The sequence below is a fragment of the Veillonella fallax genome, from assembly GCF_020687175.1.
Taxonomy (GTDB): Bacteria; Bacillota; Negativicutes; order Veillonellales; family Veillonellaceae; genus Veillonella; species Veillonella fallax.
Genome location: NZ_JAJEQD010000004.1, coordinates 128,390 through 144,139, shown reverse-complemented (window position 1 = coordinate 144,139; position 15,750 = coordinate 128,390). Strand labels below are relative to the sequence as shown.

Below are 15,750 nucleotides of genomic sequence, written 5' to 3'. Positions count from 1 at the left end.
CCCCTGTAAAATACAGGGAAGCATCCATGTGTTTAGGCTAGTAAATAATATGTGTCCAGGAAAATGGGTACATATCAGTAAAGGATAGGGGCTTCATGTTGTGTTTATAGCTTTGAGAGAGAAGTATATGAGAGACCCGCTTTGGAGAGAGAGAATATATGTGTTTGTATATAAAGCGGGCCGACATATGATGGAACGCTATCTTTCCATCGACTATAGTGTACACCTTAAAGTGTGGTTTAACACAAGTTCAATTTTGTAAAACCAATCATGTATAAAAACTATTGTTAACTAACGATTATTTGAAAACTATATTAATCCTCCGCGTCTACAGGCAATTGAACAATATCTGCGTGCTTATTAATCTCGTCAAAACAAGGACAGTCCTTGCCATGATCATTGATGAGGCCACTAGCTTGCAGATGGGAATAGATAGTCACAGGGCCTACAAATTTAAACCCTCGCTTCTTTAGATCCTTACTAATCCGCGTAGATAAGCCATTCTTTGCTGGCACATGCCCATCGGGATGGCTTTCATAAATAATAGTTTTATTATCTGTGAAAGCCCAGATATAGTTGCAAAACGAACCAAATTCATCTTGAATACGTTTAAAAGCAGAAGCATTATTGATGATAGCCTCAATTTTAGGTCGAGACTTGAGCATGCCCTCAGTCTCCATAATCCGTTCGACGTCGCTTTCACCATAAGCAGCCACCACATCAATATCAAAGTGATCAAAACAGCCTCGAATGATGTCTCGTTTATTCAAAATCGTGAGCCAACTGAGACCACATTGGAGGCTTTCAAGACAGAGATGTTCAAACTGCAATCGATCATCATGAATAGGACGGCCCCACTCATGGTCGTGATACGCCTGATACAAGGGCGTCGTCGGCCATTCACAAGTAGCCACTACACACCTCCATGTGCCCAAATGAGGACATCATACATAAGCGCTACCACGAGGCCCATCACGAGATGACCGCCCACATAAAATGGCACAAGATAATAGATAAACAGCAATAGTGAATGTAAGGCTCTGCGGAGCCATACAATCGGTGTAGACGTACCGCCGCCCACCTTGCCATCAAGCCAATTGTGGACGATATAAATAGGAGTACCTAATCGGACAATCCAGTCGGGCATACGCTTTCTAGGATTGAGACCTGGGCAATACAAAATCACCAATGGCAACGCCACCGCATCAAGGATGAGCAGCACCGTTAAGGTCAAGGAGAATAAGTCTATCTCGCCTTCCCACGTCAATGGATGAGCTATAAAGCGGAGCGCCCATAAATAGGCTTTATATACGATATACGGTTCTAATAGCCATAATAAGGGCTTCACTACACTCATGGGACTACCTACGCCAAACACAAAATAAGAAAACTACGCATTCGCGTAGTTATTTTTGATACTATTATTATATCAGATTTTGCACTTTTTGTGGGGTTAAAATTCATAAAATTTTATCAAAATATACAATTTATAGTAGTTCTCAATGAAAGAACCCACTATATAAGCTATTCCTCACTGTCGGCTCATATATACTGATTTTTCATCAATTTTATGACTTATTTTGATAAATTACCAAAAAATATAGTGAAAATTACACCATAAAATCTAGTGTAAACTACATCATAAAACCTAGCTCCATCACCTAAGAATTAGTATCAAAATTATGTGACATTTTGTGCCCATACCCTATGTTATTATTAATACAGGTAGTAAATACCGTCTCACGTTCTCCTTTTGAAAAATATAACTACAAATAAGGCAGTCCTGATGGACTGCCTTATTTGTATATTACATAGATTGTCTATTTCTCTATAGCCTCAACTATTTCGCCGATGTACATATAGTGTGGTTCCCAGCGATCACTGCCAGCTTTTGTATATTCAGGAGGATTGGATGCATAATACTCTTTTATTTTATCCGCTAAATGTGCTTCATCGAATTGATGTTCGTAAAGCTTTTTGCATACAAAAGTTAACTCTGCTTCTTCAAACATGACACCATTATCTACTGCAACTGGTGTTAAGCCCGAATTAGCCACCTTATCTTCGTCACGACCAGAATGAGATCCTAAATAACCAAGAGCCTTACGTTGGCTTTCAGGCAAGAAACTAACGGTAAACGTATCGTATTTCGCCATGAATTCTTGGGTATAACGAGCTGGATGGATGTACACAGTCACTGTGGAAAGATCATTACCAACTAGGCCCCACATGTTGCCCATGCTGCCCCAACTAACAGTACAAGTATTAAAATCCTCAGGTGTACCAGCTGTAACAAGAGCCCAACGTTTTTCAAACATAGTAAATGCTTTATAATCTTTTGATTCAAATGGTTTCATAATAACCTCCGGTTTATCTTATTTCCCAACCTCGTCTAACTATCCTAACCCCATTATATAATGCACTAATATACACTACAATAAGTATTATGTTATATAATTATACTTAATAACATAACCAATGGATTATGACAGTATCAATAGATATGAGAGTATAGACGGGAGATACTACCATGACAAAACTACCACTATTAGCGGGTGCTTTCATGATGAGCACTATATTATCACCAATAGGAGCCATTGATGTTAATATTCCTGGTGCAGACTCAAAGATTTCAAAGGATGCCTACATAAATTATCAAGCCACGAACCCTGATATTGAAAAGGATGTAGCAAACTATGTGGAAACACTAAGGTTAAAAGACAAGGCTAACGGTATTAGTAAAAACGAAATTGAGTATGCTAAAGCTGCCTCTATATATCGCGGTCAACATTACCATAATACAGTCATCTCCATTCATGACCAATACAACCAAATTCGGCTTTCATTCCCAGTAGCGGGCCAAAAAAGTGATTATGATATAGGACGTTACAAAAACCCAAGTCGAACCATTGAAGACTATCGAGTGTTAACCAATAATGGGAGTCTCAATTTAGAAATTGACTATGCTGATTACAAAGACTATGACTGGCGTAACACAAAAATAGCTTATGAAAAACTAACCGACAAGAATGTTCGTGATTTCTTTCAGGACATGGCAAAACGTAATCCGGCAAAACAGATTTCTGATATAAAGGGCTCTGTATTTTCATACCCAACTCTGACCTACAGCACTTGGGATAGCATGAAGATGCCACACTTTGAAAACGGTAAAAAAACAACTCTTACCATCGACACGATCAATTTTAAGTTTAAGAACTATAACATGCGTCAACCCTTATATCATGCAGGGTTTGTCTATTATGATAACAACCCCGTTCTGAACAAAGTTCCTACAGATAAATTATTGGCTAATTATGTGCTTCCCTCTGTGCAAAATCTAAATGAATTAAATCAATATTCACGCATAGAAAACTTAAACGGTGTACAATACCGCGTACCAAAAGACGCTATATACATAGGTGAGGAAAAAGGCACCGAGTACCAAGATATTAGATACTACAAAAAGGGGAACATAACATTCTTTGTTTCTACTAATAATATTCCTAAAAACCCATATGCGCGCGATCTTGTTGTAAACGGGCATTACAATTTTAACATTAATTTAGATACGTTCTGGAATATATACTATTCCCAGCCAACATCAGATTATATTAATTATTCCGTTATATGGAATAATAATATTCCTGGATTATCCACACACATCTATACACCTCATAAGGATGATCACATCCTAACCTTTCAATCCTATGATGGGACCTATAGCTTTACCTATATCATCTTTTACCCAAGTTTTTTACATGCTGAGAAAGTTCAAAAATTACGGAATATGATTGAGTTTTTTGAGTCTACCAATAATCCTAGCTTTAAACTAAAAGAGCATGTTTTATTCCCAGATACAGAGAAGAGCCATGCCCATTAAAACATCGTTCAAAATCTAATAAGATGTGTAACCAAAACAGCCAGTACTGCAAATCGCAATACTGGCTGTTTTTCTTTCTCTATTTCTTTTTATGCATAAGTGTATCTACACATAGACAAAATATTAGTTAATCTTTAAGGCAATCTAAAGACATCAGCCTCCCAAATGTACTTCAACGCAGGAAACTCTTGCTTATGCGGACGATTGATCAATTTTGCCATTTCTACCATATTACGAATATCATGATAAGACGTCTTTACCGCATTGGCTTTATAAGCAACTTCAATGCTGTACACATATTTATCATCACGGATTGTAAAATATGTATAATTAATACCATTATCAAATTTTACGCTGCCACTAAATGCAGGCACACCATTACGCCAAATGGTCGCATTATCATTAACTGAATACGGGTATTTTCGGCTCATCGTGTCCATCGTAGAAAAAGCACCTGAATAAAAATGTTTTTCATCATTTGGAAAAATCGGACGGCGCTTAATCAGCTGCACTATATCGCCCACCTTATAAACGCGCGTTTCCTCACCATAGGATGTAGGCTCATAATCGGCTTTTCTCGTACTATTCTTGAGCACACGATATTCAAGGTTTCCCCATTTCTCAACATTAGAATAGCGATCTATCGCTTTTGTATCCTCTACCGATGGAATCACATAATTCGCTAAAGCCCCTTCTGCATACCTAATATGATCTGGATTGCCATTACCACGATTTATGATGTTAACACGATATACATGGTTCGTATCACTAGGCAGGGAAAACTCAACACCCGTACTCGTACGCGGCTCAGCTTTCTCTTCTTTTCCAGGGATGAGTGTCATAATCCCATACTTCTGCTGCCATTGACCATTTTTTACCGTTTTATATGTGAAAGCACGATCCGTATAGGTAGTCTTATCATCCACATCGACTACGATATCTGCATTCATACTTTTAATATAATATTGAGGAATACCATTTACGACATTAACAACGGAATTAGTGTTATCATTAATCGCCTTACTTTCAAGACTTGGATAAGGCATAGAAAAGCGAATATGCTGTGTATCATCGTCAAAGATGAACACCGTACTTTGATTGGCTTGGCGTTTTAAAAACTTGGCATTACCATCCATATATGCCTTAGCTTGCTCTACCGTTCTACGCCCATTTTTCACAGTCTGCGCTACCACAGGGCCTGAGCGACGTCTAAACTGAGCCTCTACCAGATCCATATCAACACTATTATAAGAATAGTTTTCATAAGCAGTATCAGGCACCATGGCATCTCCACCAGGAAGATTTATATTGGCAGCATGTACTGTTACTATAAGGCCAAACGAATAAAGGCCTATTAAAATCGCTCTTTTAATCATACAATTCCCTCAATATAAATAAGTTGTATATAAGACTAGCCCTCTATAGCCTCAACTACTTTGCCGATGTACATATAATGTGGTTCCCAGCGATCTTTGCCAACTTGGGTATACATAGACGGATTTGCTGCATAATATTCCTTTACGTTATCCGCTAAGTGAGCTTCGTCAAATTGATGTTCATACAGTTTTTTACATACAAATGTTAAATCTGCTTCTTTGAAAGTCACTCCATCGCCTGCTGCAACTGGTGTTAAACCAGAATTAGCCACCTTATCTTCATCGCGACCAGAATGAGATCCTAAATAACCAAGCGCTTTGCGTTGACTTTCAGGGAAGAAACTAACGGTAAAGGTATCGTATTTAGCCATAAACTCTTGAGTGTAACGAGCCGGATGAATATACACCGTCACCGTGGACATATCACCACCATTAGGTCCCCATACATTGCCCATACTGCCCCAACTAACCGTACAAGTATTAAAAGCCTCAGGCGTACCAGCTGTAACAAGAGCCCAACGATCCTCAAACATAGAAAACGCTTTATAATCTTTTGATTCAAATGCTTTCATAATGACCTCCGGTTTATCTTATTCTCCAACATCGTCTAATTCTCCTAATCACATTATATGATGCATTAATATACGATACAATAAGAATTATATTATACAAATATACGAATAAACTAATAAAAGCCGAGCTAATTCTAAGGAATAAAAGCTCGGCTTTTAGTTTATTTAACGTTTGAAAGAATACTAAAGATTTACCAATGGAATACTTAAAATAATGGAAGCTGTAATTAAGATATACACTACAAAACATAGTTTTAACATAAGCGCTAAACTGACAAACAGAACTTTATAGATAGGTGCTTCTTGTTTCTTAGATCGTATCCAATCTTTAATTTCATAGTATATTTTGGGCTTGTTAAAAGCTGGCGGTAATCGCTTACACCATAAAACGAGCCACAGAATACAGAATATATTCCCAAAGAGAAAGAATAGAAATAGACCAAAATGCTCCAATGAATATACTTTCAATACATAAATATTATAGAGTAGCTGAGCAAATGTCTCTACAAAGTTAATCCATAAATAGACAAGATAAGCCTTAAGCAAAAGCACTAATATAGTTTTGATATATTTGAGTTTACTCATTGGTTCACCCCTATCAAAATATACAAACTAAATGCACACAACTGTATTACATTTTTTCTCGACTTTGCATGCGGATTACTTTATTTCTCAATGTTTCAATATTTGCAAAGTCAGAATATTCTACTGTGTTACGCAGCTGAATATGAGAATATGGCGCAGCCCCATCAACATAAACTAAACTCATAATATATACATTTTTATCATCCCGTAAGAATCGATACATTAAAGATTTTTTACCTGGTTGATAGTTATCTACCAAAAAACTAGGCACACCATTATTCCAAACAGATGCTGACTGAATAGGTGCATCACCTATAATTTGACTTTCTGGCTTTACCTCCGACATTTCATTAATAAAAGAGTAAATATATTTATCATCTACTTTTACAGGTTTCTTGGCCACAACAAGTCGCATCCCTAAGCCACTATAGTCCCTTATTTCGGCAGAATCCTTTAATGATTTCTGTGCTGTTAGTTTAAGCCCTTTAGGAATGCGATATATGAGATTATCCCAGTTAATACTTTCACTATAATGATCCATATCATCTAAAGAGCGAATCGACGGAATTACATAATTACTCATAACGCGCTCGAGCTTATCGGTAACGGGCTGATTTTTGTAGCTAAGGCCTATCATATATTCTTGGTTTGGTTGATTATCTAAACCAACTACAGCAACCATAGCAGGCGTATTCTCACCAAAAGATTCTGTATCAATAGCCCATTTACCATGTGAAATACCAGGATATATGAACTCCCCTTTTCGCTCCGATTTTAATTTACCTAATGCATCATCATAATTTGGGTTCGTACCGATCGCAAAAAATATGGAATTCTCTCTTACAATAGATAAACGTTCACCATCACTGCGTTTTGGGTAATATTTACTTGCTAATAGTAGTCCAGGGACAGATGCTCGGATGTTATTACGATCATCATGCAACAACACAACTGCAGTCTCATTAGCAAGTAAGTCCATCAGCTTTTTAGAATCGCTTGCTATCTGATTGACTTCATCTCGTGTTAGTCCCCAATCAGTTACATACATTTCCATACGCTTCTCAGATTCAGAATGTAACTTTATAACATCACTAGCCGCTACATTACTCAAGTTACCGGCCCGATAATTCTCATACGCATTAGCCGGAATACTCGCATCAGCACCTGGCATAGGCGGTTGACCGGCTGGGACTTCGATTTGAACAGCGCTAACATTCATGGTGAAAGCAGCCGCTAATGCCATCATAATTATACTTTTACGTAACATAAAACCCTCTTATCTTTTTCTCTCACATTTACAATATAAATAAGCACAACCTTATTAGCATAAGTATACTATGCAAATAAGGCCGTGCCTATTATTAATAATTTTATAATTTAGTATATACGATTTACGTCTAATTGATATTTATAAGGTTTATCTCAATTTGACGATATAAATCTTTATCCCTATAATATAAGTAGATAGTCAGACGAGTCGTACCGTCAGGCGCATCTCGAAAATAATGAAATCTTGAGAAATGGCCTTTCAGTTATCTAGTTACACTAGGCAACGGAGGGCTATTTGTCTTTTGTGAGACAAATAAGCGCTATTAAAGCCCCAAAGGCAATAACGACAGTTATTACCTGTAATAAGAGCATGATTATTTCATAATCACTCATAGGCTTATCCCTCCCTTCGATGACGAAGAGAGGCCCAACCTCGTCTAACTATCATAAGTCTATTATAGAACGAACTAATATACGATACAATAAGCATTATATTATATAAATATACGAATAAACTAATAAAAGCCAAGCTATTTCAAAATATAAGTAGCTTGGCTTTTTCATTGTGTAAATAGGTTTATAGCGTATCAGAAACAAAATATGCGTGTTCAAAAGCTAACAAAATATCAGTCTAACAATAATCAGAACCGGAGCAAATGAAGAGACACAAAAATAACAATAGCTAAAACAATAATAGTGCCATACATGAACAAGCCTAACTTTATAAAAATTTCTATACCATAAAATATAAGCATTCCTACAAAGGATTCTTCTTTTAGAGAAATGCTCCAAGCCTTAACTCTATAATAAATTTCGGGCTTATCAAATGCGGGATATAGCTTTTCATACCACAAGATAATCCCTGGTAAAAGCCAAATATTCCCAAAGGTAAAGATCAATACTGGCAGATAATCCCTTAATGGATATGCTTCTAATACATATCGATCGTACAGCAGATTACAAAAGCCACAAAGAGAGAGTCCCCAAATAAGCAAAAGTATAAGTTTTAACAAGAGCCCAAAAACAAATTTAATTATCCATCTGAGTCTATCCACTGTTTTAACCATTCTAGTACTATTCATAAGCTATCACGGCTCATCATCATAGGGAATGCCATATGCTTTTTTATACATCAAATTAGGCAATTTATATTTTTCGTCACCAAAATCAGCAGGTAGAATCATAGCATTTAGATTTTCTTTATATACACGTTGTTGGCGAATTTGTCCATTATTGTAATAGGTACCGCCATCATTAACGGTTCCAGTGATACCTGAGTTTCCTTGTTTTGCACGCCAAATAGAGATATATGGCGTCTTGTCACCTTGTTTTAAACTTTTATCATGAGCATTAATCAAATGGCGCAAAGAACGATCCATTTGGTAATCGTATTGTACTGAAAGTCCTTGAATCATATTAGCAGCAGGCATAGAAACATAGATGACTGCTTCGATACGACGATGACCATTCGGTGCCGTTACAGACTTAACAGATGAAAGGTCCAAATATTTTCCATCCCCTCGCCCAGAGTCAGCACTCGAATCGATGTGCTCAAATCGCTCTGCATTTAATAAGTCACCCTGTGATACGGCTTGACCTTTCATAGGCAACACGAGGCAGGCTAATAACCATAGTGAAAGTAAATATATGCGTTTCATCGTCCACCTCACGGTACCACAATATCATCAAAATGCTGCTGATACACGGACATAAACATAGCATCCGCTATATCATACATAATAGTGTTATTACGATTAAGTGGGAACTTACGCGTATCATTCACATAATGCATTGGCTTCGTCGCCCCATCAAAGGTATACTTCGCCACATCTACCTCTGTCATAGTCAAACCAGACTTACTTTCACTAGCCTCAACCAAAGCCATCATAGATGGACTCGGACTCATTATACGAGACGAATGAATAAGGGTCGCTAACGAATAGTTTGTATCATAATCCACGGTGAGCTGTCGCTCGTCAATGGTAGATTGATAAGACGTATCCATCACAACATAGTAGGTCCCGCGCAAAGAATACTGTGGCGGTGCATAGCGAAGGGCCTCAATAGAATACGTGTTCAAATAGATATACAAGCCACCACTCTCCATAGAACCATTCATCAATCGTGTATGAACCAACTTAAACTGTGGTGACGTCTTCAACTCTTGATATGTAATTGCCTCTGTAGGCATAGTGAAAGCTAGCAACACAAGGGCTAGCATCAAAATACGTTGAATCATAAAAACCTCTCTCTAAAACTATAGGGAACTGCAACTCTCAATAAAATAAGCACAATCTTATTAGCATAAGTATACTATGCAAACAAGACTGTGCCTATGATTAATAAATTTATAATTTAGTATATAGAATGTACTTTTAATTGATATTTATAAGGTTTATCACCATTTGACGATATATATCTTTATCCCTATAATATAAGTAGATAGTCAGACGAGTCGAAACGTCAGGCGCATCTCGAAAATCAAAATACTTAGGAAATGGCCTTTCTGTTTACTTAGCTACCATGCGGTAACGGAGGGCTATTTGCTTTTTGTAAGGCAAATAAGGGCTACTAAGGCTCCAAAAGCAATGACAATAGCCAGTACTTGTAAGAGGAGCATGATTATTTCATAATCACTCATAGACTTATCCCTCCCTTCAAAAACGAAGAGAGGCCCAACCTCGTCTAACTATCCTAAGTCTATTATAAAACGAACTAATATACGATACAATAAGGAACGAATAATAGAGATATACAGATAAATGCATAGAAAAAAGCCCGTCATAACGGGCTTTTTTTAGTTCCTAATATATATACATTCTCCAATGTAGCAAGAAACTCCTCTTTGTATTTTCCCCAGTTTTTATGGATAATTAAACTATACTTGATATATGCATCGCAAGTAGTAAGGGTGATTTAGTATATGTCTCTAACTAGTTTGTAGTTTAGGAGGTGGCATATGGACGCTTTAACTATTATATGGGTCATTGTTTGTGCCTATTTATTACTGAATTTATTGGTCGGCGTGTATTGTCATATTCGTGTAAAAGATAGTACTGACTATCTACTCGCAGGTCGTCGTATTGGGGTTCTTATGACGGCAGGCACATTAGCAGCTACGGAAATCGGTGGCGGGAGTACCGTTGGTGTAGCCGCGAAAGCGTATGGTTCTTGGGGTTTATCTGCAGGTTGGTACGTAGTCTCTGCAGGGATTGGGGTTATTCTCGTTGCTTTCATCGCACCACTGTTACGACGTGCCATGGCAACGACCGTACCGGAGATCATCGGTCGTCGCTTTGGTGGTTCTAGCCATTTAATTACGTCCATTCTGTCCATGCTAGCAACGATTACCTTAGCAGGCGTACAGATTACTGCAACAGCAACCATTATTAGCGTCCTTACCGGGCTTTCAACAGAACTAGCCATCCTCATCTGCGGCGCGGTACTCGTAATTTACACCATGTCCGGCGGAATGTGGAGCGTAACGATGACAGACGTTATCCACTTCTTCGTTCTCGTTGGGGGCTTCACCCTCGCTGTGCCATTTGTATTGCACAATGTGGGCGGCTGGGAAACAGTAGTATCTAAATTACCACCTGAACAACTGGGCTTCACAAAGGTTGGTTGGAAAACCATCATCGGCCTTATTATCATGTACTTCATGACCTTCTCCACCGGCCAAGAGTCCGTACAACGGTACTTCGCCGCGAAGGACGAAAAAACGGCCGTTCTCGGTTCCATCATTTGTGGTATTATCATGGCTCTATTCGCCTTCGTTCCTGCCGTATTAGGCCTCGTAGCACTAGCTGAATTCCCTGGAATTGAAGCCAATAATGCAGTGGCAACGGTTGCACTTAACCTCATGCCTCCAGTAATGGCGGGCTTCGTTATGGCCGCTGTCGTATCGGCGACGCTTTCATCAGGCGCAGGCGATCTCTTAGGCGCTGCTACTGTATTTACCAAGGATATCGTGGAACATCATTTTGGTAAAAGCCTCACCGATGCTCAGCTCACAAATTATAGCCGTCTATGCGTGCTATTCCTCGGCATTATCGCCATCGTTATCTCTCTCGTAAGCAAAGCCATCATTCCGATGCTCGTATTTGCTTTCACCATGAGATCCGCGGGCCCATTCGCTGCCTTCCTACTAGGCCTCACATGGAAAAATGCAACAGCTGGCGCTGGCATTTGGTCCATCGTGCTCGGCTCTATCGCAGGCGTATACTGGGAATTCGTGGGCAATCCATATGGCATTATGTCCATCATCTTTGGTTCCATCGTCAGCCTCATAGTCTTTGTAGCTGTCGTATGCATTGAAAGAGCCATGGGTAAACCACCGGCTCCACCGGCTATACCAAATGATTTAAAAGAATAACTTAAAAGAATAATGTAAGAGAACGTTCTAAAAGAGTTCTCTAAGAAAAAACTCCTATCGGTTAAACCAATAGGAGTTTTCTTATTTTATAACGATATCCTTAAATTATGTGCCATACACACATTCATCACAATTTGACGATATATCATAACCTTACTATAATATAGATAGATAGTCAGACGAGTAGTGACGTCAGGCTCATCTCACAAACTTAATAATATGTAGAAATGGCCTTTTCGTTTTATCTAATTTCCGAAGAAACGAAGGGCTATTTTGCTATTTCTAGACAAATAAGCGCCACAAGTGCTCCAAAGGATATCATGACTGATAAAATCCCAAGGATAATCATAATGATTTTATAACCACTCATAAGCAACTCTCCCTTCAAAAACGAAGAGAGGCCCAACCTCGTCCAACTATCCTAAGTCTATTATAGAACGAACTAATATACGATACAATAAGGAACGAATAATAGAAATATATAGATAAATACAGTAAAGACCGTACCTAAAAGTACGGTCTTTTTCTTATTTCTTTACTCTTTTATTACTAGCATGTCTTAATTGCTTGGCATTTCCGAAGTCTAAGTATTCCATTATATTACGTAGTTCAATATGATTATACTTATTGTTACCATCTTCATAGGTAAGCGAAATATAGTATTCATATTTATCATCTGTTATCAGATGGAAAATACGAGATTTCTTACCTGGATTATATTGCTCCAAAAGATAAGAAGGAACACCATTATTCCATATCAAGGCTGCTTGAAGAGGTATATCTTTTACTAATATTGGATTCTTTTTATAAAAAAAGTGTTTTAAAACAGTCTGAGTATACAACTGTATAGGCACCGCTTTATCTGCTAAGGCACTACGTGCAACAACAAGTTTCATACCGTCTCCAACATACACGCGACCTTGAAAGTTATCACTTTTTTCCTCAAGATCTAACATCATACCCTTAGGTAGTCGATAGGTTAGATTATCCCACGTAATAGTATCACTAGTTTTATCTAGATTATCTAGTGTCTGCATAGAAGGAATTACAAAATTAGCCATTGTAGATTCTAACTTTTTTGTAACGGGCTGATTCTTGTTACCTAGGATTGCCATATACATCTGATTTGGGTATTGAGCAAAAGTAACCGCTGCATACATTACAGGTAGATTCCCATTCGAATATTTCTCTCTTATTCCCCAATAGCCTTTACTAATGCCCAGATACTTAAATTCCCCTTTACGTTGATCATTTCTATTAAATCCTGAATCTTCAACTTGTTCATTAGCACCTACTAGACCAGCAATAACATTGTGTTCAAAAACATACGAGCCTTTACCCTTTTTATTTAAGTCCTCAAAATAACTTTCTACCACGGAAATAGGCAATGTCACTTTAGCCTTATAGTCTCCTTCGTGCAATAAAATTACAGTAGATTCATGCGTAATTAAATCCAAATACTTCGCATAGGCTTTTTTTAATTGCTCTGCCTGCTCTACAGTACCTTTCTTCTCAAGAACCTCTCCATCAATTCGCTTATTATACTCTTCCATTTTCTTAATGTGATCAGCAGTAGGAATATTGCGAGTCTTATCGTAACGATAATTCTGATATGCATTATCTGGAATACTAGCGTCAGCCCCTGGTACAGGCGGTTGTCCTTCAGGAACAGTATACTGCGCCGCATCAATAGGCATGGTGAAAGCTAATGCCACAGCTAAGCTCAACAGGGTACTTTTCAGTTTCATACAACACCTCTCAAACAATAATAAGCATGTTCTCTCATTAGTATAAGTATACTATATCCTAGAGAACGTGCCTATGTATGGACCAAGCATAAACCTTTCACTATACATAGTTATTTTATTTGTCCAAGTATCATTGCCCCACCCATTCTCGTAAACATATTAGGCCGATTATAGTGAAAGTCTCTGTCTAATTGTATTTGTAGGATTTCTTTATTTAACTTAGTAAACATCGCTACGTAAGATGTTCTAGAGAATACTCCACAGCCTTGCAGTATGCTCATATCTTGTTGCAAAATATAAAGATTACCTTCTGGTGTTACATATAACAGTGGTTTGCTTTCGTAGTCATCAACCAATAACTGTAGTGCATCGAGTACTAATTTCAACCTACAATAGCGAACATAAAGGACATAATATAAGAAATTTTCTCCATTAGCAAAGGAATGATATACCTTATCATAAGGCACATCTAAAAACGCTAGATACTGCTCCATCGTACGGCCTTCTACCTGATGATTAGGTGCGGGAATAAAGAGAATGTGGTCTAAACCTAAATGACTAGAAAGTTGTCCAAAATCATCTAAATTACTACGGTCACAATGAGGCGCTCGAACTAGACGGTAATCCTCTTCAATAGAGGTACATTGATAAGTGCATCCCTTACACTTCAAATCGTCCACAACCATTTGACCATATAGTTCAATATAATTTGCTTGCCACTGGCCAAGTTTACGATGCCCTATAATCCTAGAACCCTGATAATTCCAAATCTTAGTTTCACCCTTTAAGGAAACAAATAGCACATGATGGGCTCCATATTTATGTGCATACCATGCCGCTACCTCTTGTAAGTCCTCTAAGCTATCAGGACTCCAGCAAATGAGCTCCATACCAAAAGCTTCATCTCCAACAACCCCATGAATATGATGACGACACCAATTACGGCCTGTCGTATAAGAATAAGGTAAGCCTAACACAGCTTGATTGTTAGTATCTAAACGACATATTATTTGACGGTTAAGAGATAAATGATTAGACCCCGCCTCCGCATCAATATCTTTCCCTATAGACTGACTAGGCACAACTATCATGATTTGCTTGCCTATATACGACTGAACAACATAATTAAGCTGAGATTTACCTAAAACGTCCATACATGCCACCTCATACAATAACAAACTAAGATAAACGATAACTCTACACCTATACTATAACAATAGTAATGAGGAGAATATTTCGCATTAATAGAAGCAGCAAATAGATCGTCCATGGTTACTTTCAAAAACATAAAACACAAATACCTATAACACTATAGTTTGATATATAAGTTTTACATAGTATATCCTTGCCTAGCTCTCTTGATAAATTATAATAACAATGATATAACAAACCTTCCACATCTTACGCAACAGGCTTATTCATTAATCCCATAAACTTCATCCAAATCAAGGTCTTCATAAAAACTATTTTATAATGAGTATAAAAAATCTAAACTAGTATTTGTAATAGGGTAATTTATTAACCGCTCATTATCTAGCTCAATACTAATTAATCCGGCAACTAATCTTTAAAGATTAGTCAACTTAAACATACAATTATATCTTAAATAATTTTCAATGATATCTTTATGTTGCTCTTCAGTAATACTGTTATTATGATTATAATAAGATTTTATTGCTCGGTTATAAAAATTACTATCTACAAAGTATACATCATAATATCACTAGTATATTTATACTCTTTATTAAGGTCATCTTATAATATAGATTATTATTTCAGTAATAATCTATATTATATCAAAAGCGGATAGTTCAAAGGCAAACTATCCGCTTCTTACGTGATGCTTCAGGTTGGATTCCCGACACACTCTTTAAAATTGTATACCAAAAGACCTATATTTTCATACTTGTTTAAGTATATATACAAACTTAATTACGCTGTTTTT

The 15,750-nt window shown here is 37.4% G+C and carries 13 protein-coding genes; 2 read left to right on the top strand and 11 right to left on the bottom strand.

The annotated features are described in order from the left end of the window. Window positions 1-314: 314 nt before the first annotated feature. From LKD20_RS03135 to LKD20_RS03125, 3 genes are all read right to left on the bottom strand, one after another. Window positions 315-914 carry a DNA-3-methyladenine glycosylase I gene (locus LKD20_RS03135; RefSeq protein WP_227720888.1) on the bottom strand — a complete coding sequence of 200 codons (600 nt, stop codon included), beginning with the start codon at window positions 912-914 and terminating at the stop codon, window positions 315-317. Further along, the gene (locus tag LKD20_RS03130) at window positions 914-1,357 is read right to left on the bottom strand and encodes a hypothetical protein (protein ID WP_227720887.1); all 444 of its coding nucleotides are present in this window, start codon (window positions 1,355-1,357) and stop codon (window positions 914-916) included. Before LKD20_RS03130 ends, LKD20_RS03135 begins: the two co-directional genes overlap by 1 nt. Before the next feature lie 463 nt (window positions 1,358-1,820). Then, window positions 1,821-2,357, bottom strand: coding sequence for a flavin reductase family protein (locus LKD20_RS03125; RefSeq protein WP_227720886.1), 537 nt, complete (start codon window positions 2,355-2,357; stop codon window positions 1,821-1,823). Between the two features lie 173 nt (window positions 2,358-2,530). Here LKD20_RS03125 and LKD20_RS03120 point away from each other — a divergent pair, with 173 nt between their 5' ends. Further along, a complete protein-coding gene (locus LKD20_RS03120; protein WP_227720885.1) occupies window positions 2,531-3,880 on the top strand; it encodes a KH domain-containing protein in 1,350 nt (449 codons plus the stop codon). A gap of 134 nt (window positions 3,881-4,014) precedes the next feature. On the opposite strand, the gene LKD20_RS03115 is transcribed toward LKD20_RS03120, so the two are convergent. From LKD20_RS03115 to LKD20_RS03090, 6 genes are all read right to left on the bottom strand, one after another. Continuing rightward, window positions 4,015-5,256, bottom strand: coding sequence for a hypothetical protein (locus LKD20_RS03115; protein ID WP_227720884.1), 1,242 nt, complete (start codon window positions 5,254-5,256; stop codon window positions 4,015-4,017). A 35-nt stretch (window positions 5,257-5,291) separates the two neighbouring features. After that, window positions 5,292-5,828 (bottom strand): flavin reductase, encoded by a 537-nt coding sequence (locus tag LKD20_RS03110; RefSeq protein WP_227720883.1) that lies wholly within the window; start codon window positions 5,826-5,828, stop codon window positions 5,292-5,294. Window positions 5,829-6,459: 631 nt separating this feature from the next. Further along, entirely contained in the window at window positions 6,460-7,680 is a 1,221-nt protein-coding gene (locus tag LKD20_RS03105; RefSeq protein ID WP_227720882.1) for a hypothetical protein, read from the bottom strand. Window positions 7,681-8,323: 643 nt separating this feature from the next. Next, entirely contained in the window at window positions 8,324-8,764 is a 441-nt protein-coding gene (locus LKD20_RS03100; RefSeq protein ID WP_227720881.1) for a hypothetical protein, read from the bottom strand. A gap of 6 nt (window positions 8,765-8,770) precedes the next feature. Next, window positions 8,771-9,340: a hypothetical protein gene (locus LKD20_RS03095; RefSeq protein WP_227720880.1), complete on the bottom strand. Its 570-nt coding sequence runs from the start codon at window positions 9,338-9,340 to the stop codon at window positions 8,771-8,773. An 8-nt stretch (window positions 9,341-9,348) separates the two neighbouring features. Then, on the bottom strand, window positions 9,349-9,921 hold the full coding sequence (locus tag LKD20_RS03090) for a hypothetical protein (RefSeq protein ID WP_227720879.1): 573 nt from the start codon (window positions 9,919-9,921) through the stop codon (window positions 9,349-9,351). A 720-nt stretch (window positions 9,922-10,641) separates the two neighbouring features. Here LKD20_RS03090 and LKD20_RS03085 point away from each other — a divergent pair. Next, window positions 10,642-12,057: a sodium:solute symporter family protein gene (locus LKD20_RS03085; protein WP_227720878.1), complete on the top strand. Its 1,416-nt coding sequence runs from the start codon at window positions 10,642-10,644 to the stop codon at window positions 12,055-12,057. 527 nt (window positions 12,058-12,584) lie between these two features. Here the strand turns inward: LKD20_RS03085 and LKD20_RS03080 are convergent. Together LKD20_RS03080 and LKD20_RS03075 are read right to left on the bottom strand one after the other, a co-directional pair. Next, window positions 12,585-13,805, bottom strand: a complete 1,221-nt coding sequence (locus tag LKD20_RS03080) for a hypothetical protein (RefSeq protein WP_227720877.1) — start codon at window positions 13,803-13,805, stop codon at window positions 12,585-12,587. 110 nt (window positions 13,806-13,915) lie between these two features. Continuing rightward, window positions 13,916-14,959 carry a hypothetical protein gene (locus LKD20_RS03075; RefSeq protein ID WP_227720876.1) on the bottom strand — a complete coding sequence of 348 codons (1,044 nt, stop codon included), beginning with the start codon at window positions 14,957-14,959 and terminating at the stop codon, window positions 13,916-13,918. Between the last annotated feature and the right edge of the window lie 791 nt (window positions 14,960-15,750).

What these genes read in the sequence shown, in the direction of transcription:
- LKD20_RS03085 (WP_227720878.1), top strand. Translation starts at nt 10,642, where the DNA reads ATGGACGCTTTAACTATTATATGGGTCATTGTTTGTGCCTATTTATTA.
- LKD20_RS03075 (WP_227720876.1), bottom strand. Translation starts at nt 14,959, where the DNA reads ATGGACGTTTTAGGTAAATCTCAGCTTAATTATGTTGTTCAGTCGTAT.
- LKD20_RS03100 (WP_227720881.1), bottom strand. Translation starts at nt 8,764, where the DNA reads ATGAATAGTACTAGAATGGTTAAAACAGTGGATAGACTCAGATGGATA.
- LKD20_RS03115 (WP_227720884.1), bottom strand. Translation starts at nt 5,256, where the DNA reads ATGATTAAAAGAGCGATTTTAATAGGCCTTTATTCGTTTGGCCTTATA.
- LKD20_RS03090 (WP_227720879.1), bottom strand. Translation starts at nt 9,921, where the DNA reads ATGATTCAACGTATTTTGATGCTAGCCCTTGTGTTGCTAGCTTTCACT.
- LKD20_RS03125 (WP_227720886.1), bottom strand. Translation starts at nt 2,357, where the DNA reads ATGAAACCATTTGAATCAAAAGATTATAAAGCATTTACTATGTTTGAA.
- LKD20_RS03095 (WP_227720880.1), bottom strand. Translation starts at nt 9,340, where the DNA reads ATGAAACGCATATATTTACTTTCACTATGGTTATTAGCCTGCCTCGTG.
- LKD20_RS03130 (WP_227720887.1), bottom strand. Translation starts at nt 1,357, where the DNA reads ATGAGTGTAGTGAAGCCCTTATTATGGCTATTAGAACCGTATATCGTA.
- LKD20_RS03080 (WP_227720877.1), bottom strand. Translation starts at nt 13,805, where the DNA reads ATGAAACTGAAAAGTACCCTGTTGAGCTTAGCTGTGGCATTAGCTTTC.
- LKD20_RS03105 (WP_227720882.1), bottom strand. Translation starts at nt 7,680, where the DNA reads ATGTTACGTAAAAGTATAATTATGATGGCATTAGCGGCTGCTTTCACC.
- LKD20_RS03120 (WP_227720885.1), top strand. Translation starts at nt 2,531, where the DNA reads ATGACAAAACTACCACTATTAGCGGGTGCTTTCATGATGAGCACTATA.
- LKD20_RS03110 (WP_227720883.1), bottom strand. Translation starts at nt 5,828, where the DNA reads ATGAAAGCATTTGAATCAAAAGATTATAAAGCGTTTTCTATGTTTGAG.